The 22391-nt window shown below is 41.7% G+C and carries 18 protein-coding genes and 3 pseudogenes; 3 read left to right on the forward strand and 18 right to left on the reverse strand.

Annotated elements, in window-relative coordinates:
• Positions 1-92 precede the first annotated feature (92 nt).
• The 16 genes and pseudogenes from GVV58_RS12220 to GVV58_RS12290 all read right to left on the reverse strand — a co-directional run bounded on the left by GVV58_RS12220 (position 93) and on the right by GVV58_RS12290 (position 16652).
• Entirely contained in the window at positions 93-1172 is a 1080-nt protein-coding gene (locus GVV58_RS12220) for an ArsO family NAD(P)H-dependent flavin-containing monooxygenase (protein ID WP_005093691.1), read from the reverse strand.
• 94 nt (positions 1173-1266) lie between these two features.
• A complete protein-coding gene (gene arsH / locus GVV58_RS12225) occupies positions 1267-1971 on the reverse strand; it encodes an arsenical resistance protein ArsH (protein WP_035337425.1) in 705 nt (234 codons plus the stop codon).
• A gap of 4 nt (positions 1972-1975) precedes the next feature.
• The gene (gene arsB / locus GVV58_RS12230; protein WP_005093695.1) at positions 1976-3016 is read right to left on the reverse strand and encodes an ACR3 family arsenite efflux transporter; all 1041 of its coding nucleotides are present in this window, start codon (positions 3014-3016) and stop codon (positions 1976-1978) included.
• A gap of 5 nt (positions 3017-3021) precedes the next feature.
• The gene (locus GVV58_RS12235; protein ID WP_074382687.1) at positions 3022-3495 is read right to left on the reverse strand and encodes an arsenate reductase ArsC; all 474 of its coding nucleotides are present in this window, start codon (positions 3493-3495) and stop codon (positions 3022-3024) included.
• Between the two features lie 6 nt (positions 3496-3501).
• Positions 3502-3822 (reverse strand): metalloregulator ArsR/SmtB family transcription factor, encoded by a 321-nt coding sequence (locus tag GVV58_RS12240; RefSeq protein WP_005093699.1) that lies wholly within the window; start codon positions 3820-3822, stop codon positions 3502-3504.
• A gap of 192 nt (positions 3823-4014) precedes the next feature.
• Positions 4015-4206 (reverse strand): thioredoxin family protein, encoded by a 192-nt coding sequence (locus tag GVV58_RS15770; RefSeq protein ID WP_354666952.1) that lies wholly within the window; start codon positions 4204-4206, stop codon positions 4015-4017.
• Positions 4204-4665, reverse strand: a pseudogene (locus GVV58_RS12245) (permease); the annotation flags it as partial. The pseudogene GVV58_RS12245 and the gene GVV58_RS15770, both read right to left, overlap by 3 nt.
• A gap of 286 nt (positions 4666-4951) precedes the next feature.
• Positions 4952-5386: an arsenate reductase (glutaredoxin) gene (gene arsC / locus GVV58_RS12250; protein WP_005093706.1), complete on the reverse strand. Its 435-nt coding sequence runs from the start codon at positions 5384-5386 to the stop codon at positions 4952-4954.
• A 179-nt stretch (positions 5387-5565) separates the two neighbouring features.
• Positions 5566-8442: a type I restriction endonuclease subunit R gene (locus tag GVV58_RS12255; RefSeq protein WP_159516668.1), complete on the reverse strand. Its 2877-nt coding sequence runs from the start codon at positions 8440-8442 to the stop codon at positions 5566-5568.
• 28 nt (positions 8443-8470) lie between these two features.
• A complete protein-coding gene (locus GVV58_RS12260; protein WP_159516669.1) occupies positions 8471-9382 on the reverse strand; it encodes a DUF5655 domain-containing protein in 912 nt (303 codons plus the stop codon).
• Between the two features lie 17 nt (positions 9383-9399).
• A complete protein-coding gene (locus tag GVV58_RS12265) occupies positions 9400-10251 on the reverse strand; it encodes an HNH endonuclease (protein ID WP_159516670.1) in 852 nt (283 codons plus the stop codon).
• A gap of 10 nt (positions 10252-10261) precedes the next feature.
• Positions 10262-11395: a restriction endonuclease subunit S gene (locus GVV58_RS12270; RefSeq protein ID WP_159516671.1), complete on the reverse strand. Its 1134-nt coding sequence runs from the start codon at positions 11393-11395 to the stop codon at positions 10262-10264.
• Entirely contained in the window at positions 11395-12963 is a 1569-nt protein-coding gene (locus GVV58_RS12275) for a type I restriction-modification system subunit M (protein WP_159516672.1), read from the reverse strand. Before GVV58_RS12275 ends, GVV58_RS12270 begins: the two co-directional genes overlap by 1 nt.
• Positions 12964-13252: 289 nt before the next feature.
• Positions 13253-14839, reverse strand: a complete 1587-nt coding sequence (locus GVV58_RS12280; protein ID WP_159516673.1) for a sensor domain-containing diguanylate cyclase — start codon at positions 14837-14839, stop codon at positions 13253-13255.
• Positions 14840-14948: 109 nt separating this feature from the next.
• Positions 14949-15848: a ParB/RepB/Spo0J family partition protein gene (locus GVV58_RS12285; protein WP_005093722.1), complete on the reverse strand. Its 900-nt coding sequence runs from the start codon at positions 15846-15848 to the stop codon at positions 14949-14951.
• An 18-nt stretch (positions 15849-15866) separates the two neighbouring features.
• Complete coding sequence (locus tag GVV58_RS12290; RefSeq protein WP_035337428.1) at positions 15867-16652, reverse strand: ParA family protein; 786 nt, start codon at positions 16650-16652, stop codon at positions 15867-15869.
• A gap of 903 nt (positions 16653-17555) precedes the next feature.
• Here GVV58_RS12290 and GVV58_RS12295 point away from each other — a divergent pair.
• The 3 genes and pseudogenes from GVV58_RS12295 to bioD all read left to right on the forward strand — a co-directional run.
• Positions 17556-18725, forward strand: coding sequence for a replication initiation protein (locus tag GVV58_RS12295; RefSeq protein ID WP_005093725.1), 1170 nt, complete (start codon positions 17556-17558; stop codon positions 18723-18725).
• Positions 18726-19170: 445 nt separating this feature from the next.
• Positions 19171-19359, forward strand: a pseudogene (locus GVV58_RS15685) (hypothetical protein); the annotation flags it as partial.
• A 452-nt stretch (positions 19360-19811) separates the two neighbouring features.
• Positions 19812-20258 (forward strand): annotated as a pseudogene (gene bioD, locus GVV58_RS12305) (dethiobiotin synthase); the annotation flags it as partial.
• Here the strand turns inward: bioD and GVV58_RS12310 are convergent.
• Together GVV58_RS12310 and GVV58_RS12315 are read right to left on the reverse strand one after the other, a co-directional pair.
• Positions 20236-21618 (reverse strand): ATP-binding protein, encoded by a 1383-nt coding sequence (locus GVV58_RS12310; RefSeq protein WP_159516674.1) that lies wholly within the window; start codon positions 21616-21618, stop codon positions 20236-20238. The pseudogene bioD and the gene GVV58_RS12310 sit on opposite strands and share 23 nt — an antisense overlap.
• Positions 21611-22285, reverse strand: a complete 675-nt coding sequence (locus GVV58_RS12315) for a response regulator transcription factor (protein ID WP_005093734.1) — start codon at positions 22283-22285, stop codon at positions 21611-21613. The genes GVV58_RS12310 and GVV58_RS12315 overlap by 8 nt, the downstream gene beginning before the upstream one ends.
• Positions 22286-22391 lie beyond the last annotated feature (106 nt).

The following is a 22391-nucleotide window of genomic DNA, read 5'->3' on the forward strand; positions in this document are numbered from 1 at the left end:
ATCATCGCGAGCATCAGACCATAGGATATGATACTTGTTGCAGGCAGATGCTATTCACTCAATTTTTTCGTTTGAAGCAGGATCAAGTCATTTCAATCTAAAAACGCAGCGATTTCATCGGCCACTGCCCTGGATGTCCGGGAAACTCCGACCAGCGTCGCCGAAGCAGCACCGGTCCATTCCCCATAACCGACCAGCCATAAATTCGGCAGCTGAACCGAGCGGCCATCCTTCACTGCGATGGTCTGGTCCTGCTGGATAATCCCGAGGCTGCTAAGATGATTCAGCGCCGCCTTAAATCCGGTACACCAGATCACTGCATCCACTTGCGCGGTGCTGCCATCTTCCCACATCACGCCATGTTCGGTAAAAGCCGAAAATGGACGCTTGCTCTGTAAAACGCCTCGCTCACGTGCCTCTTTGACTGAATCAATCATGACAATATCGCCCAGACCACCAATGGGCTGCTCGATCTTTCTACCTTGCTGCTGGGCTTTCAAACGCTCGGTCGCCCTTAAGAACAGGACACGGCCATCAACATCATCTGCCAGAAATTGCGGCGGTGTCTGGGTGATCCAAAGCGTTTCAGCTACCTGGGAAACCTCGGCCAGGATTTGCGCACCGGAGTTGCCACTACCCACGATCATGACTTTCTTGTTTTTAAATAACTCAGCATTTTTATAATCTGCTGAATGAAGTTGTATACCCTGAAAATGCTCACGACCTGCATACTCGGGAATAAATGGTTGGCTCCATGTCCCTGTAGCGCTTACCACCGCTTTGGCTTTCCAGGATTGTTCCCCGGCATAGACCTCTAAATATGTCCCTTTGTTTTCCACGCGCTCCACATGCACCGGACGAACTACAGGAAAGTGATAGCGCTGCTCATAGGCGGTCAAATAATCGATCACCTCATTGCGGGTCGGATAGGTCTGTTCGGTCGCCGGCATCATCCAGCCCGACAGCGAACTCCAGCTATTCGGGGAGAAAAGACGCAAGGACTCCCAGGCATGCTGCCAGGCACCTCCAGGCTGAGGCTGATCATCCAGGATGATAAACGGAATATTCTTGCGCTTTAAGAAATAAGCCGTGGACAAACCGGCCTGTCCAGCACCGATGATGATCACATCTGTTTCGATCTGTTTTATGTCCAAAGCCTTTTCCCCTTGCATTTTTCTGTCGTTCTTGATGCAGCATCCCGCTTTTTCAGCGGGTTTCTGCTGATTTCTCTGATTGACCGGACAGCCTGATCAAGCAAATTCAGTCTTACAAACTGCGCTGATTTACCCGTTTGGAAAGCTCTTCAGCCGATTCCTTGCGTTCTGAATAACGATCTGTCAGGTATTTGCTTTGACCACGAGTCAGCAAGGTAAATTTATACAGTTCTTCCATCACATCCACAATCCGGTCATAGAATGCTGATGGCTTCATTCGTCCATCTTCTTCAAATTCCAGGAATGCTTTTGGAATTGAAGACTGATTTGGAATCGTGATCATCCGCATCCAACGCCCCAAAACACGCATCTGGTTCAGACTGTTAAAGGACTGTGATCCCCCACTGACTTGCATCAAGGCAAGGGTTTTTCCTTGAGTGGCACGAATTGCGCCCCCTGCCAGTGGAATCCAGTCAATCTGGGATTTAAAGATGGAACTCATAGAACCATGTCGTTCCGGTGAACACCACACCATGCCTTCTGACCATGCTAAAAGTTCATGCAACTCTTTTACTTTTGGATGCTCAGTATCCGCATCTTCAGGTAAAGGAAGCCCTTTAGGATGAAAGATTTTTACTTCTGCCCCAAAATATTCAAGGATTCGACCAGCTTCAAGAACTGCAAGGCGACTGTAAGAACGTTCCCGATTAGACCCATAGAGCAGTAAAATCCGAGGAGGATGAGCTAGTTCTTTGGCTTGGACTTTTTCAAAGGTGGGTTGTTCAATAAGATTTGGATCTACGTTAGGCAGGTTCATCATATCAAGCCTCTTTAAAATATTTCTTTCTTAGCCACAGTGAAACACTCACTAAAGCAATTAACACAGGTACTTCAACCAATGGCCCAATAATCGTGGTAAAAGCAACCGGCGAAGCAATACCAAAAGTTGCAATGGCGACTGCAAGTGATAATTCAAAATTATTTCCAGCCGCAGTAAATGAGATTGCAGCAGTTTTTGGATAATCATTGCCCATCCATTTACTCATAAAGAAGCTAATAAAGAACATGGCCACAAAGTAAATGATTAAAGGAATCGCGATGCGTAAAACTTCCAGTGGAAGACTCACAACATCACCCCCTTTTAAGCTAAACATGGCCAAAATCGTAAACAGCAAAGCCATTAAACTCAGCGGGCTGATTTTTGGAATGAACCTGGTTTGATACCATTCCACGCCTTTTTGTTTCACCAAAATTAAGCGCGTTAAGAAACCCAATAAGAACGGAATTCCAAGATAAATCAGAACAGCATGGGTAATGGTCCAGAAGCTAACATTGATCACTTGAGCTTCAATACCAAAATATGGCGGAAGGAAGGTCAGGAATAACCAGGCGTAGGTACTGAAGAATAAAATCTGGAAAATACTGTTAAACGCCACCAATGCTGCAACATATTGGTTATCACCACAGGCCAGACCATTCCACACCAGTACCATGGCGATACATCGAGCTAAACCAATCAGGATCACGCCTGTCATATACTCTGGATAGCTATGCAAAAAAATCACAGCCAACGCAAACATCAGTACCGGAGCAATCAACCAGTTTTGAATTAAAGATAGCGTCAGGGTTTTTTTATCCTTAAACACTTGTGGCAAGGTCGCATAATCCACTTTTGCCAGGGGTGGATACATCATCAGAATCAGACCAATCGCGATTGGAATATTGACTGAATTAATACTGAATTGATCCAGAGCAACCGATGCTTGAGGAAAAAAGTTTCCTATTGCGATGCCTAACGCCATGGCAATAAAAATCCACAGCGTCAGGTTGCGATCTAAAAAGGACATGCGTTTTTCAGACATGTGACTTACTCAACATTCGAAATTTGATTAATCGCTGCAATCAATTGTGAGCGAGAAAGTTCATCTACGTTCAGTTTAAACAAAGTATCCAGGCGACGATTGATATGTTCAACAGTGTTCATAAAGGCTTGCATTTTTTCTTCTTTATCCACCTCTAAATGTGACGGATCAGACAGGCCCCAGTGCGCCTTGATCGCTCCGCCAAGATAAAGAGGACACGCTTCCTGTGCAGCCGCATCACAGACGGTAATCACCACGTCTGGCTGATACTGTTCACAGGCATCAATCGTCTTGCTGGATAAGCCTTTAGTCGACAAGCCCAGATTGTGCAGGGTTTCAAGCGTCAAGGGATGCACCTGACCGGAAGGTTTGCTGCCAGCACTGTAAGCGACCCAGCCTTCTGGCGCACGGCTATTGAACAACACTTCAGATAGAATGCTGCGGCAACTGTTCCCCGTGCATAAAAACAAAAATTTCATGAAAACTTACTCGCAATGGCTCTGAATCGATAGAGCGGAAGAATCAAATAAAACCGGAACGTCACTACGTTTCAGTACGTCCAGAATTTCAAAGCACCAGGCCGGTAATTGCGGATTGAGGCTGTAGTACACCCACTGGCTTTGCCGACGATCGTTGAGCAGACCGCAAGACCGCAACAAGGCCAAATGCCGTGAAATTTTTGGTTGGCTTAACTGCAGTTTATCGGTCAGATCACAGACGCATTGCTCTTTATTTTCCGCAATCAGCAGGACAATACTGAGACGTGTTTCATCAGATAAACATTTAAAAAACTGAACGTGGTCCATAGCTGCTCCCCTTCTATTATGCAAATATATACATATCCATATATATAGTAAATAGTACAAGTGAAAAATTATATCTGGATCAGGATATCACAGCCAGAAAGCGCTGGATTTAACAGTTTCCCTCTTCTTCCAATATAGAAAAACCAGCGACTTGAACCACTGGTTTTCTTCGCTACAACTTTAATTTTGAAGTTATTTATTTTTCTCGATCAGTTCCGCGATAGCCTGAGCTTCCAGAATTTTACCACTCGATACGATTTTACTGTCAATCATCAGACCCGGTGTGCTTAACAGTCCGGTTTCGGCAATCTGCATCATATCCGTGACATACTCAATGTCCGCTTTGACACCGGTGCTTTTCACTGCTTCTTCAGTTGCAGCCAACAGGGCCTTTTTCCAGTTAAAAATACTGGCCAATAAAATAATCGAAGCCAGATCGACTAAGGGAGATGAAATCAGAAAGGAAAAGGTCACCCCCACAGGCAGTCCGGCACGGGTAAAACCGATAAACAGCGGAATGGAAGAACAGGAACAAAATGGGGTAATGGTGCCGAGCAAGGCCCCCATGATATTGGCTTTGATCCCGGTCATGCGTCCCAGAATCTGCCGGGTGCGTTCAGGCGGAAAATTACTCTGGATATACGACAGGCTATAGATCAGGACTGAGAGCAGAATAAAGATCTTAAAAACATCATAAATAAAGAAGTGAATACTGCCACCGAGCCGGGTCACCACCGATAAACCGAAGACATTTTCGACCAGCCAGCGCACGCCTTCCGAGAGCCAGGTCATTTTAAGCAGCACATCATTCAGCCAGGCAAAAATCGCGATTATGCTTTCCATTTAAAGCTCCTGGTTTTAGGGGGATGAGATCAGGTCGATGCACTCATCGGCAGATTTTTGAACCATTGACCTGCGCAACAGTTTCCAGTCGGTAGCCTGTGTAAGATTTGAAAAATGGTACTCTCTGTCAAAACCTGATACGGGGAAACTGCCTGCTGATGATCCAATTCCTTTATCCTTCAAGAACCTATTTCATTCAGTATGTAAATGATATGGATCATCGTCCATGTGTTTTTCAGATAAAAAAGCTCCAATCAAGTTGAAGCTTTTTCGTAGGGGGGACACTTTATTTTACCCGATTGCCCTGTTGATCCACGATGATTTCACCGTCTTCTTTGGCAAAGGCTTTTAATTGTGGCGAAGGCAGAATATCCAGTACCACTTCCGATGGGCGGCATAATCGGGTTCCAAGCTCGGTAACCACCAACGGGCGGTTGATCAGGATCGGATGTTGCAGCATGGCATCAAGCAGTTTCTCATCGCTCCAGCCGGCATCATCTAGATTCAGCTCGGTATAGGGATCGACATTTTTACGGAGCGCATCTCTTACCGATAAACCTGCATCAGAAATCAGTTGAATCAGCTCATCACGAGAAGGAGGCGTAACTAGATATTCGATCACTTCAGGCTCAATTCCCGCATTGCGAATTAAAGCCAGCGTATTGCGTGAGGTACCACAGGCTGGATTATGATAAATTTGGACTTTTGGCATTTGATCCATGAGCTTTACTCTTATCAATGAATCATAGCTTTATATATGAATATACGCATATTCGCAATATAAAATATATGTGTTTTTCAGATGTAACCTGATATGAGAAGTCCAAAATCATTTGAAGCAGTTTCAAAATGAATAGTCTCTTCTAGCTCTAGATTATTGGATCACTTCACAGGCTGCTGTTAAAACCCCACATAAAACTTTTCAATCAGCTTTCGGGTCTTGACCAGCAGATTACTCAACACATTTTCCCGTTCAAACAGCTTCACTTTAAAGTTCAGCAAGTCTTTCAATTCTTCCTTACGTGGTAAACGTTTGGTGAACTCGTAATGTTCCAGAACTTGCTTCATTGCTTCTGGTTTCAGGTTTTCTTCTGTACAGAGGTACTGATAGGCCTGTTCTTTTTCAGCATCCCAGAACTGAGCAAAGGCCGTTTGTACGCTCTGGCCATTGATCATCTTGGGCAGGTTTTCTTCAATAAACTTCTGGATCAGCGCCTGCTTGTCATACAGGGTGATTTCATTGCCAATCAGGTCATAGACCTGAGCTTCATACTTCTTACGTTTGTCTTCATCATCACTATTCACAGCCAGTTGTAGCAGGTTGATGATATAACCAACATTGATCCGGTCACTGTGCAGTAAGTCCAGCTGAAAATCGACATCGTCCAGTACCGATACTTTTTCTTTTTTAGTGGTCTTGCGTACATCACGACATAGATCGGCATACTTGGACGCAAAGTTGGCAAAATGCTGTTTATCCAGTGCAGTCTGGTCCTGATCATATTCAATAAAGGTTTGCAGCTGGGCGTTGTAACGCATCACTTCTCGAAAGGCTTTAATGAACGCCAGCTGCTGATCTTCAGTGATGAGTTCGTCGACACTTTGATAATCAGGGGTAATATTTAGTAGCTTCTGTACTGCCACTTCATAGTCCTGCTGAATTTCTTCATAACTTGGCACCAGTACCACTTTTTGCGCTTCTTTATTGGAAAATAATGCCAGTGCTTCATCAGTGGCGCGTTTCAGGTTACGGAAACAGATGATGTTGCCGAAAGGTTTTTTGTCGTTAAAGACGCGGTTGGTTCGCGAGAAGGCCTGAATCAGGCCATGGTATTTCAGGTTCTTGTCGACATACAGGGTATTTAAGGGCTTGGAATCAAAACCGGTCAGAAACATATTCACCACAAGCAGGATATCAATCTGTTTCTTTTTGACCCGATCGGCAATGTCGCGGTAATAGGCATAGAACTGGTCGCCAGAATTGTAGTTGGTCTTAAACTGCTGGTTGTACTTGGCGATATAACGGTCCAGCTTGTCGCGACTGGACGGATTGATCTGGCTGGGAATATCGGCTGCTTCTTCATGGATCAGCCCGTTTTGCTCATCTACTGGGACTGCTTCATTGGCGGCATAGGAGAAAATCGTCGCAATCGTCAGCGGTTTGAACAGTCGGCCCTGCTCTTCATCCTGTTGCTGTTTCTCGGCCTGAACCTTTTCAAACACTTCATAGTACTGGGTCAGGGTATCGACCGAACTGACACAGAACATCGCGGTAAATTCACCATTGCGAGTTTTGGTCGGATGCGTATCGACAATATAGCGCGCAATCATTTCCAGGCGCTGTGGATTGTCGTAGAGCTCCCGGGTATCAATGCCTTCGACATCATCGTCATAGTCGAGGTTGTGCTGCATGCCCTTGGCCGTGTATTTACCCCGGTAATCAATCTGGAACTGCAACACGTTACGATCCCGGATCGCATCGACAATCACATACTGGTGCAGACACTGATTAAACAGATAATCCGTGGTGAGTTTGAGGCCGGCTTTAGACTGACTGTTTTCCTCAAAAATCGGCGTTCCGGTAAAACCAAACATCTGCGCATTGCTGAAGAACTTCTTGATATTCTGATGGGTCTCACCAAACTGGCTGCGGTGACATTCATCAAAGATAAACACCACTTTCTGGTCTTTGAGATAATCGATGTATTCCAGATAGCGATCCGTGCTGATGGCGCGATTGAGCTTTTGAATGGTGGTGACAATCAGTTTGTCATGGCGTTGATCCAGCTGCTTGACCAGAGTATGCGTGCTATCGGTGCTGTCGACACTTTCGGCTTTAAAGGCATTAAATTCGCGTGAGGTTTGCGTGTCCAGATCATTACGATCCACTACAAACAGGACTTTTTCCACATCCGGCATTTGCATGATGATCTGGCTGGCTTTAAACGAGGTCAGGGTTTTGCCTGAACCGGTGGTATGCCAGATATAGCCGTTCTGATCGGAGTTTTGCACATGCTGCACGATTTTCTGCACTGCATAAATCTGATAGGGACGTAGCACCATCAGGCTTTTCGTGGTTTCTAGCAGCACCATGTATTGGGTCAGCATTTGGGTCAGATGCTGCTGATTGAGAAAAGCTTCGGCAAAGTCGACAATTTCATTGATGTGTTTGTTATTGACATCGGCCCATGGAAAGGCAAACTCGATGCCTGTGGTGCCGTTAGAATAATAACGGGTATTGGCACCATTACTGATCACAAACAGCTGGATAAAACCAAACAGACCTTGTCCAGCCCAATACGCTTCACGGATATAACGTTGGGTTTGGTTAAAGGCTTCGGCAATTTCCATGCCACGCTTTTTCAGCTCGATCTGAACCAGTGGCAGACCATTGACCAACAGAGTCACATCAAAACGGCTGGTTCTGCCATTATAGTCGCGGTGATCAATGGTGATTTGATTGGTCACCTGATAGATGTTTTTGCTGGGGTCATCTGACAGGAAAAAGATGTGCTTACTTGAACCGTCATCAAATTTGACCGGGAACAGATCACGCAAATTCTTGGCCCGTTCAAATACCGTTCCGGTATTCAAAAAGCTGATGACCTGTTTCCATTCAGTTTCAGACAGTGGTGCAAGTCCATTAGCGCGTTCAATTTGAGTTTTCAGGTTAGACAGTAGCTGGCGTTCGTCCTTGAGCGTGACTGAGGCATAACTTAATTGCTGCAGCTGGCCAATCAGTTCGTTTTCAAGTTGGTATTCGCTTTGTACTGTCATTTCCTTCCCCTCTAAAATCTTAAATTATTCACTTCAATGTCTGTTTAATTAAACTCAAGATATATTCTAAATTTTCTGTATCTGACACGATCACCTCACAATCGCCATTGCCCCAATGTCCAATATTGGTCACATCTTTCGCGAGCTGTTTCGGGTCATCCAGTTGATTAAAAGGCATATTCAACCATATACGAATTTGCTTTGTCCCAATACTCATATAGACATAGTTGCGCTTACCCTTACGGAAGGCGATATACATTTTCTTAGGATGGATATCTAAATCGGTAGTTAAGCCCAGAATTGAGTCCCTGAATTGCTCATATAGCTCTTTGATGTCATCGGACTTATCCGCCAAGTGATAGGCTTCATCATATTGCTGAATTTCTTTGGCAATCTTTTGAATGTCTTCAGACTCAACCTTTTGCACTTGCTTTATTGAAGGCGCTGATTTGGCTTTCTGCAATGGATTGACAGAAACAATTCCACCCTGATAACGTTTGATTTCCCACAGCTCAATACCTAAATCTTTAAAGTTGGTGGACTGCTTTTGATAGTCGGTAAAGCTCGGTGAAACAAAGATGATTCGGCTTTGTGACCAGTCGACATCGTGACGTTTAAGCTGTTTGCTCTGGCTCTCGTTGTACTCCACGATAAAATCTGCCTTATAGTCGAGCATCAGATTCAGATAAGAAACGCCTTGATCAATCACGCTATAATTGCGTTCACGCTTGTATTCGATAATTACGAAGGCCTGACTTTCGGGATCGAAAGCCAGTGTATCAATACGGTTATTTTTAATGGTGAATTCAGACTTGATGAATTCCAGACCTGTAAAACTGTAAAGATTGTTTTCAAACAGGGTTTGAATTTCTCTTTCCAAACGAAAAGGATCTTCTGTAAGTTCTACTAATGACTGTGCTTGGGTTTGATAAAGCTGCATTAAAAATCTCGAATTATTTATTCTGCAAATGTTTGTCTAAGTGGATTACTCAAAGAAACGCTATATAAGAGTTTTAATCTCTTAATTGTCATTGGAATACCATTTTCGGTTTTATGGAGCATGGCATGACAGTTCGGGCATACAGGTCGAAGATCCTCTTTAGGATCTACTTCATACTCTTCGCCAATCGTGTGCAAAGGCTTAAGATGATGTATGTGGATGAAATCTTTAGCAAATGAGCCATACATATGTTCAAAGCTTAAGCCACAGACATAACAGCGTGTTCCATGAATTTCTATACATTTAGCCCTTGCTTCAGGATTACGCTCATATTTATTCACTAAAACCGTTTGCTTAGCTCCTTCAGGAAAGGTTTCATTTTCTAAACCTGCTTCATCGGGATAGTCGGTATTCACACTATCAGTTTTAAACTCATTAAAAATGTGAGTTAAAAAAATGCGGATTGGATCATTTGAAGCTTTATCTCGATCTGTGCGACGGCCTTGAATAGGAGCATCAGGAATTAAGTTTTCCTGTCTGAAATATTCAAAAGACAAAGTGGATTTATCCACTTTGTTTAACTTTTCAAAAATAGAGTATCCACCTAGATAACTTTCAATTTTCTTTTTATCCGACCAAAATACTTTCTGCGCTACTGGGTATTCTGAGTTTTCCGCATGCCCCAGAACTTTGAATTGATACATCACCTTTGAGATGGGTTGGGTCACATATACATGAACAATATCATTGATTTGTAACCCTTTACCTTCACTAGTGGCTGAATTCTTCCAATAAATCTGCGGCAAAGCATCATAAGCTGCTTCTAAATCAAACTCAGCATAATTCACGGTTACTAGCCAATTTGCCATAACTTTCCCCCTAGACAAACATCTGCTGCAACAAGCCTTTTTTCCACTGTTTCGCTTGTTCAATTTGCTGTGCCACAACTTCAATTTTTTGGTCAATGGCAGATAAGAAATTGGCGATTTTGGTTTGTTCTTCAAGGCAAGGAAATGGAAAAATTTCATTAGAAACAATGTCAGAATTTAGATTAACTTGAGTCCCTGACTGTCCATACTGATACCAATTCTTTTCAATGTACTCTAAATAATAATAGGTATATTCATGCCAAGCTTTTAGTTCACTGAATACAACGAAACCATCATGAATGCAGACATCAAAACCTGTATAAATTGGTTTACCAATCGTTGCACAGATACTCATAATAATATTACCTTTAGGAATAAATCTGCTTTTTTGAATTCCTTCATTTGATAAATATTGCTCTGTTTCTACGAGTATTTTTTTACTTTTCGAAACATCTGAAATGCGTACCCAACCTACTTTTGATTCTTCATCAAACCATTTGGCATCTGTAATTGGTCTAGGTGAAGCACCTCTTTTAATATTAGCAATTTCACCAATTATTTTTTCCTCCCACTCCCCAAACTCACTCCCATCATCTGCTTTAAAACGAATTTGCTGACTAAACAGCTTTTGCATCATGCCTTGTTTGTGTTGGCTCAGCAGCTCATGTTTTTGGGTGAGTTGGCTAATCTTTTCATCCACTGCGGAAAGAAAAGAAGCAATTTTGGTTTGTTCTTCTTTGGATGGGAGATAAATATCAACATTATTAATCGAGGTTGTATTTAAACTAGGCACACCAGTTGCTTCATTTAATCCAAGCCAGTTCACTTGCAAAGCGTGTTGATAAATGAATAAAGGATAAATATTCTGCTTAATTTCTGAATAAAAAAGAGTATCTACTGTCCAAAATTTTTCATTTACATATTTTGGTTGATCAATTGTACCTTTACGACCGATAAGAATACTTTCACCATCGTATAGGTATTGATTGACATAACGCATCACACCGCCTGTGCCGTAAACAGGTATTTCTCCATCCTCAAGTAATTTATGATCTTTACCATATTTAATAGTAAGTACATCTTTATATTTTTGCGCAGACCAATCCCCATCAAATTCTTTAAATCTTAACTTAGGCGCAGCCATTACTTCACCTCCGCAAAAGGTGAAACAATGCCTAGCTCTTTGCAAAAATCTGCAATGATGGCATCGGTTTTTTGGCTGTCGTGTTCCAAAGCTTGAAGCTGTTGGGCAATCGCATCTAAATCAATCTCGGCTTCCGCTTCAAAAGTATCCACATAACGCGGAATATTCAGGTTGTAATCGTTATCTTTCACTTCCTGCAAGGTCGCCACATGCGCATACTTTTCAATATTTTCACGCTGTTCAAATGCCGCAACAATCTTATCCAAATGCTCAGGCAATAACTTGTTTTGATTCTTCTGCTTTTCAAAATCATTGCTGGCATCAATAAACAGAATATTGCCGCTCTGCTCACGGTTTTTCTTCAACACCAAAATACAGGTCGGAATAGACGTGCCATAGAATATATTGGCGGGTAGACCAATAATCGCATCCACCACGTTCAACTGTTCAATCAAATACTGACGAATCACGCCCTCGCTCGAACCACGGAACAAGACGCCATGCGGTAACACCACCGCCATAGTGCCGTTGTCATCCAGTTGATACAGCATGTGCTGTACAAAAGCCATATCGGCTTTAGAACTTGGCGCCAGTTTGCCATACGCAGCAAAACGTTCATCTTGTAAAAATAACGGATCGGCAGACCATTTTGCAGAAAATGGCGGATTCGCCACCACCGCATCAAACTTTTTATCTAAATGTTGCGGACGGGTTAAAGTGTTTTCCTGCTTGATGTCGAACTTGGCAAAATGCACATCATGCAGAATCATGTTCATGCGCGCCAAGTTGTAAGTGGTACGGTTCATCTCCTGACCATAAATCATATCCACATCTTTGACTTCACGTTTTACCCGCAGCAACAAAGAACCTGAACCGCAAGTCGGGTCATAGACTGAACGTAAACGCTCCTTGCCTTGGGTGACAATCTTGGCCAGTAAAGTCGATACGGTTTGCGGGGTATAGAACTCACCAGCTTTCTTGCCCGCACCTGAGGCAAACTCACCAATCAGGTATTCGTAGGCATCCCCCAGTACATCGGCTTCGGTATTGGAAATATCAAAATCAATATCATCCAGATGACTGAGGACTTTCGCCACCAGTGCATTACGGTCGCTGGCATTGTTGCCGAGCTTGGTCGAATTCAGATCCAGATCTTCAAACAGATTGGCAAAGTCATCGGCAGAATCGGTACCTAAGGTACTTTGCTCAATCGATTTTAAGGTCGCAGTTAAATCATCCAGAATGAATTCGCCCTGACGGCCACGCTCAGCCAGGGTATGGAATAGTTGTTTTGGTGTGAGCGCATAACCGACTTCAGCAATGGCATTCTTTTTGATTTCTTTGATATAAGGCACATGCTCAGGATTGCTTTCATCCAGCTCAAGAAAGCTGACTTCTTCGCCATCCAGCAATTCATTAGCAAAATTAACCGACTTTTCCGACAAATACTTAAAGAAAATAAAACCCAGAATGTAATCACGGAATTCATCTGCCCCCATGGTGCCGCGCAAAGTATTGGCAATATTCCAGAGTTGTTTTTGTAGCTGTTGCAGTTGCACCTGGGTCATTGTTATAGAATTCCAAATAAGTAAATCATTAATAAAATGATTTTACCTAAAATTCTAAAACATGCAGCAGTAAAAAGGTGGAAAAGGACATGAATTGTCGTGCTTAATTCACTTTATTTATCCATTAAAGCTCCCCAGACAGACCAATATGCCAAATTTTACCAGTGCATGCTCGGGCACAGACTGAAGCTGATCTCGATTAAAGCTCATGTAACTCCGCAAGGTCACTGTGCTGAACATGCTTGAGCAGAAAAAGATTTAAAAAATCAAGCCTGTTTGTGCCGACATTTTACTTGGCTAATTTTTGCGTCATACGAACACAGTTCCGCCCATTATTTTTCGCTTCATACAGCTTATTATCTGCCATTTTAAAAACCTGTTTGACGCTTACTGAATCTCTCGGCCAGAATGCGATACCCACGGAAATGGTAACTTCTTTGATTCCTTCAATTTGACTCACTTGCATACTCGTTCTGAGACGTGCTGCTGCATTGAAAGCAACACGAATATCGGAGGTCATCATCAATACGATAAACTCTTCCCCACCAGTGCGACAGCAGAGATCATGACTTCTGAAATTTTTCTGCATTAAAAAAGCCAATCGCTTTAAAACCTCATCTCCGCGGTCATGTCCATAGCTATCGTTGATCTTTTTAAAGAAATCAATATCGATAGCGAGTACCGCAAAATGAGTACCCGTACTGATTAATTCATCCAGAAGATATTGCATGCCACGACGGTTATAAAGGCCAGTCAAGGGGTCAATATTGATATGTTGGCGTAATTCTGAGATCTTGTTATTAAATGTTTTGGAGCTCAAAAGTAGCGAGGCCCTAAACTTGAATACCTCAAAATACCAGGGATCAACCTGACTGATTTTATCCTGAATATCATTTCGATTTAACATACTGGCCATTTTCGCCAAACGATTCAGCGGCGAAGAAATAAATAGCGACATCCGCCAGACGATAAAGAAAATAAACAGATAAAAGATAAATATGCCAATAGAAACTTTTAAAATTAATTCATTGGCCTGTTTAAGAAGTTCATCCGTAGGTTGCTGTGAAACCACAATCCAGTTCACACTGGGAACATGTGCAAAACCGGCCAGGTTATCAATCCCCAAGCTATTCGTTAGACGGACGGATCCTTTCTTGTTTTCATTGATATAGTCAAGACCAGTATTATTTACAATTTTTTCGCCAATCCGACTCGAATCTGGATGGAAGATAATACGGTTCTGCTGATCAATCACATACATATAACTTTTTTTGAAATCAAATTGATTGAACAGCATTTCACTGATTAAATTATTCTTCTGCAGATAAATCGTACCGCTGATAAAGCCCTTATAATTTTGATTCACATCGTAAATAGGCTGTGATATCAACACAACCAGATTTTTTTTGCTTGACCAATAGGGTGCCGAAATATACGCCTTTTTGCTTTTAAGTGATCCAACAATACCCGCTGTATTATAGGGCGTGTGGAATTTTAGGTCTAATGATACTGGTGCATAAGCAAGTATCTGATTTTGCTGGCCCACCATAAAAACACTGTTAAAGTTATTCGACTGGTTTTTGAGCCGTTTGACTTCATCCTGTCGCAGTGGCGTATTGTAAAAGTTTTGCCCTAATTGCTGAGCACTATACTGCAACTCCTGCAACATATTACTGACATCACGATTCACCCCCATCGCAATCTTGGCTGCGTATTTTTCATTTATAGAGAGTGAATTCTGAATTAGTTGCTGTTTAACCACATAATTCAGAATAAACAGGCTAATCACAAATAAAAAGGAAACGCTGAGGATCGTTGAAATCAGAATCAGCTTGCGTAAATTCAGATTCAAAGATAAAAGTATTTTATATAACAACTGAGCCCCCAGGTACCTTAGGTTGTATTACTCTATTTAATGTAACTTGAAATCCTCTCCGACCTAAATTGAAAAAAGCGCTGTAGCAAGTTGCTACAGCGCTTTAATTTTATTTTTTCAGCATTTTTTTCAGCAAATTTTCCAGCTCTTGTAAATTTTGCTCATCAAATTCACTCATTTTTAATGACACTTTTAAAATGTTGTGATCAAACTTGATATTCCCTGCGACTTTTCCATCATATTCAATTTTATGCACGATTGACGTTTTAATTGGCTCTTTGTTTTCTTTCGACTTTAAAATTTTTTCTGCCAATAAGGCCAGTTTTGTTTGCTCAACTTCTTTTTTCAGTAATTTCGCCCAAGCTTCTAGCAGTGCTTTTTTAGCATTACTGTAATTCTCTTCATAATCTGAAAGAAACTTTTTCACAGCTGTGGCGGCAGTGCGTGCCAACAATGTCGGTTGTTGTTCTAAATCGGCAATCAGTTCTTTCGGTAATTTTTCGAAAGATAGATATTTATACATATCCTCTCGATTCATGCCTAATGATTTTGCCAGCTTTTGCTTGTTCTTTTTTAATTTCTCATCCAGAGAACTCAGACCGACATAAATTTCATAATCTGTTAAGTCTTCCCGTTTTAAATTCTCAGCCAAGGTTAACAGTGCAACTTCTTCATCTGATGCATCGATGACAATCACTTCAATGGTGTTTTTATTGAGAATTTGATGCGCTTTCAAGCGTCGTTCACCTGCAATTAACTCATATTTGTCCTGTACTCGCCGAACTGCAATCGGCTGCAATAATCCAATCTCCTCAATCGAGGCTGCTAAATCTTCAATATCTTGCTGATTGAATATTTTTCGTGGCTGATTGGGACTAGGTTGAATGTCTGTAATTTGGACATTACGACGTAATTCTTTCACATCGTTGACATGCTCTTGCTGAGCTTGTTGATGCTTTTGAGTATTTTGCTGAAGACGTTGTGCCAACAATTCTTTTGTACTTACCATAGGATTCTCAGAGTGCCTTTATTCAACACGATTGATGATTTCTTTCGCTAAATCTTGGAACGCTTTACGAACTTTAGAATTTTTATCTACGCGCAACAATGGCTGTTGTAAAATTGCTGCTTGATTGACTTTCGTACTCATTGGAATGGTCGTTTTTAACAATTCGCCGACCTGGCTTAAAGCTTCATCTCGTATCAGTTTACAGACGTTTTGACGTTCATCATGTTTAATCAGCAAAGCACCTAACAGTTTCAATTCGGGATTGACCCGTCTTATTTTACTTAAATGGTTAATTAAGTCAGTGACACCATATAGGCCATATTGTGAACCGGATTCAATCGGCACCATAACATGGGTAGATGCAGCCAAGGCATTACTGGTCAGAAGTTTTAGGCTTGGAGGACAGTCAATCAGGATGAAATCATATAATCCGTTTAATAATTCCAACTTGTTAGAGAGCTCTTCAGAGGGTCTTGGGGCATCATCTTTAAGTTGGTCTTCTGTTTTACCTAAAGTAAGTGAACCATAAATTAAAGAAACATTTTTAAAATTGGTTTCTTCTTGTAAGGCATCAGACAATAGGTTCAAATCACCTACCAGTAATTCAGCAGAAGTGGTTTCAACCTCACTCGGATGTCTTAATCCGATATGTAAACTTGCATTGGCTTGTGGATCTAAATCAATCACCAATACTTTATGCCCCAAGTCTGCTAGCTCTGCAGCCAGATGAACAACCGTGGTGGTCTTCCCGCAACCACCTTTATGGTTTGCTACAGCAATAATTTTAGTCGATTTATTTGTCATATCAGACCCCATTCGAATGATCCTAATATAGTGGAACTTGTAGCAACTTGCTACACTTTATTTGAATGATATTAAAGTACGAATCAATATCGGCTAACAAAGAAAACAAATTAAAGTTTTATATAAAATATAGCTAGCTAATTATAATTAGTATTAATTAATATAATTAAGTAATTATAATTAGGACAATTTTTCCCTTTTTAAAACAATATCTTACGTCTTTAAAGGTGGAAGGTTTGTCACCGAAAAGTGGAAGGTTTGTCACTGAAAGGTGGAAGACTTGTCACTGAAAGGTGGAAGACTTGTCACTGAAAGGTGGAAGAGCTGTCACTGAAAGGTGGAAGACTTGTCACTATGGTGGAAGACTTGTCACTGGTTTAAAAAAAAACATGAAATTAAGTTATAAAAATATTTAAATTCAAAACTTTAATCTGTTGATAAGTATCATGATCTGACTTTAAAGGTGGAAGACTTGTCACGCTTATTTTTATACTTGTGGATAAGTTATGTTTTCCCTTTAAAAATTGCAAAAAAAAGTCCGATTTAGTACTTGATTCTCTCTAAAGGTGGAAGCTTTGTCACTGAAAAGTGCTAAACCAAATGATTTTTTCACTTATAACGGTATTTTTGGCCACAAAAAAATGCAAAGAAAACGATTTAAGCTCTTCTCAGTTGATAAAAGTGGAAAGCTTGTCACTAATAAGTGGAAATTTTTTCAAAGTTTCCACCTTTGGGTTAAGGATTAGGCTAAATCTAAAAAAATGATGACATGCTTTCCACTCTTGATCTTTAGCACATCCTTTTAAAGGGATAAGCACTTAAAGTGAATCTGTAAGGTGAAGATGTTGAATGTTATTCCACTTTTATGTATAAATAGGGGGAATAACTTTTAATTTTTCACTTATGAGCGATTTTAACGAAAAACAAGAAATAGAATATTTACCTTATTGTATCGGCAATATTCGACAGAATGGAGTGGTGAGTACCAGTAACCGCTTAATTCGCCCTATTGAATTGTCTTCTAATGAATATAAGGCACTGCTTTATGCAATGGCGGTTGCAAACTATGGTGAAAAAAATAACCAAGATCGTGAAATTACCGAGAAAACCTATATCTATCTGCATAAAGAAGATTTGGGGGAATTGTTAGGACTCAATAAGAAGAATTCCATTAATGTGGCTATTGACCGGATTTATAGGGAACTTTCATCTCGGGTTGCTCATTTTGTAATTGAAGAGCCTGTAGATGACGTCAAGCGTAAAGTAAAAAAAGTCCATTCTGTGGTACCGATTATCCGGGAACTGCGCTGGGAAGATGATGCCAAAAATGCCTTACAGATTCGCTTTACCAGTGAAGTGCTGCCTTACTTCACCCGTCTGGCCAGTGGGAATTTTACCACTTACCAGTTGAAAGATTTATTTGCTTTAGACTCTGTCACAAGTATGAGTCTATATTCTTATATTGTTAAAAATGAATTTAAGTATGCGAATCTCGACACCTATGAAGTTGAACTCACCTTAGAGAATTTAAAAGCGTTGATTGACATCGGTGAAAAAAAATATGACCGTTGGGTAGATTTTAGGCGTTATATTCTGGATAAAATTGTTGAAGAAATTAATACTAAAACCAGTTTGCAGCTAGAATATGACACTATTAAGAAAGGCCGTCCTATTGTGGGTGTGCGGTTTAAAATTATGAGTGGAGATACTGAAGCGGCTCTCCCGCAATTTAACGAAAAGACTCAAATCTATTTGGATGTAGATTTTGATGATAATGCCATCGTGAAAGAGTTGGGGGCAAAGTTTGATATGACCGTACGTTCCTGGTATATCTATGCCAATGATCCGAATTATACGCAGTTCAGCAAGTGGTTTAAGATCGAAGGCTGTTTAACCGATTCTCAGGCGAATGTTATTGTGAACGATATTATGTTTCAAATGGATTTTGCTGTGGCCGGTGCATCCATGAATGATTTCAAGAAAGAGATGAAATATAAGCTCAAAAATGATCCGACTTTTGTTCAGGAAAATCGCGAGCGTTTGAATGAGATTTTTGGTAAAGAAATTATTTAAAAAGTGTAGCAAATTGCTACAGCGCATTGAAAAACATTCCGAGTGAATGATTTTTTTTTGCATGTCTGACATTTTTCGCAAATAACTAGAATATTTCTGGTACATCTTTTTAGTGAGATTAGCGGGCGCTCATTGGGAAAATGTCGCAGTTCGGACTTGCTACATCTTGTCTAAAATACAAGTGAAAATACCTAAATTCTGAATATCTAAAAAGTGTAGTAAGTTGCTACACTTTTTTCTTGGGGTCAAAAACTTACTATTATTCACGCCATAATCCCACGAAAAACTATGTCTTTTGCCACCTTCTTACGATGGCATGATTGAAAATTTTAGGCGAAATCACTGGATTAATGAGTTCGTGATTTGGACTGTCATAATCATGCCCAGGTGCAACAGCTACAAAAAATCTGGAATATTGCCAATACCTTGACTGGCATCATAGAGGGAGAATTTGAAGCCAGAGACGATAAAAAATGTACTGGAATATTACGAGTTCTCCAAGCATTTGTTGCGCAAGGAAGAACTTAAAGACTCGCCAAATTATAAGGTGAAGCTATTTGAACGGGATAATGTGTTTAAACATCTGCTGATTAGAACACAGCAGTTGATTGAAAAGTTTTATGTGGAGTTTTAAAAACAGCCCGTGATGTGATCCGGGACAGGATGGGATCATGTTACAGCAGTGAATGATTATCTGGAGGCATCTCAGTTCATGGATTTAACTGAAGGTATCAGCGCTTATGTCAGTTGAAAGACTCCTTCGATTTACAGGAATTTTGCCAGCCATATAGTGTCTAAAAGCAATCGATTGACTTATGCCAACGGAAAAAGAAAGTAAATAGTAACAGCTCAAAGAGGCATGATGCCTCCTTATTTATTTTGTATGCTAAATAGCCTAAGTATGGCAGGCCATTACTCAAATAGAAGAAAAGATTTTAGCAGTGATTCAGTGCAATGACCGGGATTTATCATATAGAACGGAGCAAAAAGGGACTTGTGAAAGCGTACCAGTAATCACTTCTATTTTTTTGAGCTTATTTAACAACATCCTCAATTATTTTTTAAATTAAGTTGCACTCAGGTGGCAAGCTGACCATGCCAGAAATCTTTAGCTATCCGGCCTCACCGCATCTGGCATCTGAACTGGATCGGCGTTCAATCGATTTCGAAAAAATTCAGCAGGCAGCCACTATACTGGCCGAGCGTTATGACCGGGTTCTGCTTGAAGGAGCGGGTGGATTAATGGTGCCGCTGACCCGGGACATGCTGACGATCAATTATATTGCAGCGCATCACTACCCTGTCATTCTGGTGACTTCAGGCCGTCTGGGCAGTATTAATCATACTCTACTGAGTCTGGAGCTACTCAAACAACGTGAAGTCACGCTTTATGCTGTGGCATTTAACCATGCTGATGACCACCAGGATCAAACGATTGCGATGGATACCATTCAATATTTAAAGGAGTATCTGACCCGGTATTTTCCAACAGCCGTATGGCTGGATATCCCTAAGCTTGCATGTCAAGCTTAGACACGCCGTACTTTATTTCAATGCTGAGCCCACCATAGGGTCGACGGGCATTGAAAGAGAGCTGATAGCCATATTGTTTTAACAGGTTAGCAGTTAATGCCAGTCCTAAACCATGGCCATGCTGCTGAGCAGATTTGCGCCAGAAGCGTTGTCCTAAATGTTGAATATCTTCTGCTGTAAGTTGCTGGCCATTATCTTCAATCACCAGGCAACCAGACTGCATGGAAATCCAAATCTGTTCAGCCTGTGCATGCAGCAGTGCATTCTCAAGCAGATTTTTCAGTACGGTATACAGCACAAATTCAGGTAGCTGAATTTCGCCTAGACTTTCCCAGTTCACCTGTATTTTTTTGTTCATTTCTGGATAGCGTGTACCTAAGTCTGCAAGAACTTTCTCAAGTGTGGGGCGAAGCCAGATGGCCTCAGTCATTTCCTGGAGACTGTTTTCTGATTGGGTCAGCAATAAAAGCTGCTCGAGTAATAGTGTATAACGCCGGATACTCTCATTGGCCTGCTGCAAATTGTGCTGAATGGATTCAGGCAGGTTCTGCTGCTGACCGATCAGCTGTGCCAGTTGTACATGGGTTTTAATTGCGGTCAGGGGACTGCGTAATTCATGTGCAGCATAGGCACTAAAGGCTTTCTCCTGTTGCAGACTGTCATTGAGTTTCTGAATCAACTGCGTGGAATTGTTGACAAAAGGCTGTACTTCTTGGGGAATGCTTGCAGGCTTGAGCTGCATTAAAAAATCTGCCGCCTCTGAATAGCTAAGGTTTTTCTGGTTCAGGTATTGACTGAGCTGATCCAAAGACCGGAACTGTCTGCGGATAATAAAGATGATCAGGGCAATACAGATTAGCAGTGAGAAGACCAAGGGAACCAGTACGGACTGTAGAATCTGCTGTAGTAAGGTATCCCTCAAGAACATACGTTCTGCCGCCACCACCTGAATATCACCACGACGCAGGACATAACTGCGCCATTCCGTATCACCCTGCTGCCAGGTGCTGAATCCTTCTGGTCGCTGGCTTAAATTTTGGGGGGCACCGCGTGTTTTGGCAATGACCTGATTATCTAACGAGATGTCAGAGCTAAAAAGAGAGACTTCACAGGCAATTAACTGGTTTGCATCATCATTCTTGGCTAATTTGGATAAGGTTGCATCCCCCAGACTATCCAGCGGTAGCTGCTGAATCAGCCGGGCAACCATTTGCGCAGATGCCGATAGGCGTTGATCCAGCGTGTCTTGTAAACGTTGTTTCAGGTCAATATACAGCCATGAAAATACCGCACTCCACAGCACAATAAACACGGCCAAAAGACTCATGGCCAAACGCCATTTCAAGCTGTGCTTAAACATGACGATGCTCAAACGGTTTGAAAATATAGCCCACACCACGAACGGTCTGAATCAAGTCTGGATGTAGTTTTTGTCTCAGGTGATAAATGTGTACATTCAGGGCATTGCTCTCGATAGCGTCCTGAAAACCATAGAGCTTGTCAATAAGCTGTTCATTTTTCAGGATCTGGTTGGGGTGGCTCATCAGGGTTTCCAGCAGGCTGAATTCACGGCGAGATAAACTCACGGCCTGGTCTTGGTAGGTCACAGTCTGGGTATCCCGATTCAGAACCAGGTCATCAAATTGCAGTGTATTCGAGGCAAAGCCGCGGTGGCGACGGGTGAGGGCATGAATCCGGGCAATCAGTTCCTCCAGCTCAAAGGGTTTGGTCAGGTAGTCATCGGCACCGGCATTCAGGGCCTGAACACACTGATCGGTCCGCAGCCGTGCCGTCAATACCAGTACCGGGAGATCAATCTGGTCACGTCGCCAGCTGTGCAGCAAGTCCAGGCCATCCTGATCCGGCAGGCCTAAATCCAGTAAACACAAATCGACAGCACTATGCCGGATAAAATAATCTGCAGCACGTGCGTGACTGACATGCTCCACTGAAATATTCAGATAGTTCAGAGCAGCACAAATGCTCTGTGCGATATAGGGATCATCCTCAACCAATACAATAAACATAGAACATCCTGATCAAACTGCCATTATTTTATAAATGATTTGGGCTGTTAATGTTGTCTTAATTTTAGTTTTTCAATAATGCAGTCCTAACAGGAGGAGATCAGCT

The sequence above is a fragment of the Acinetobacter sp. 18QD2AZ41W genome, assembly GCF_009829025.1.
Lineage (GTDB): Bacteria > Pseudomonadota > Gammaproteobacteria > Pseudomonadales > Moraxellaceae > Acinetobacter > Acinetobacter pseudolwoffii.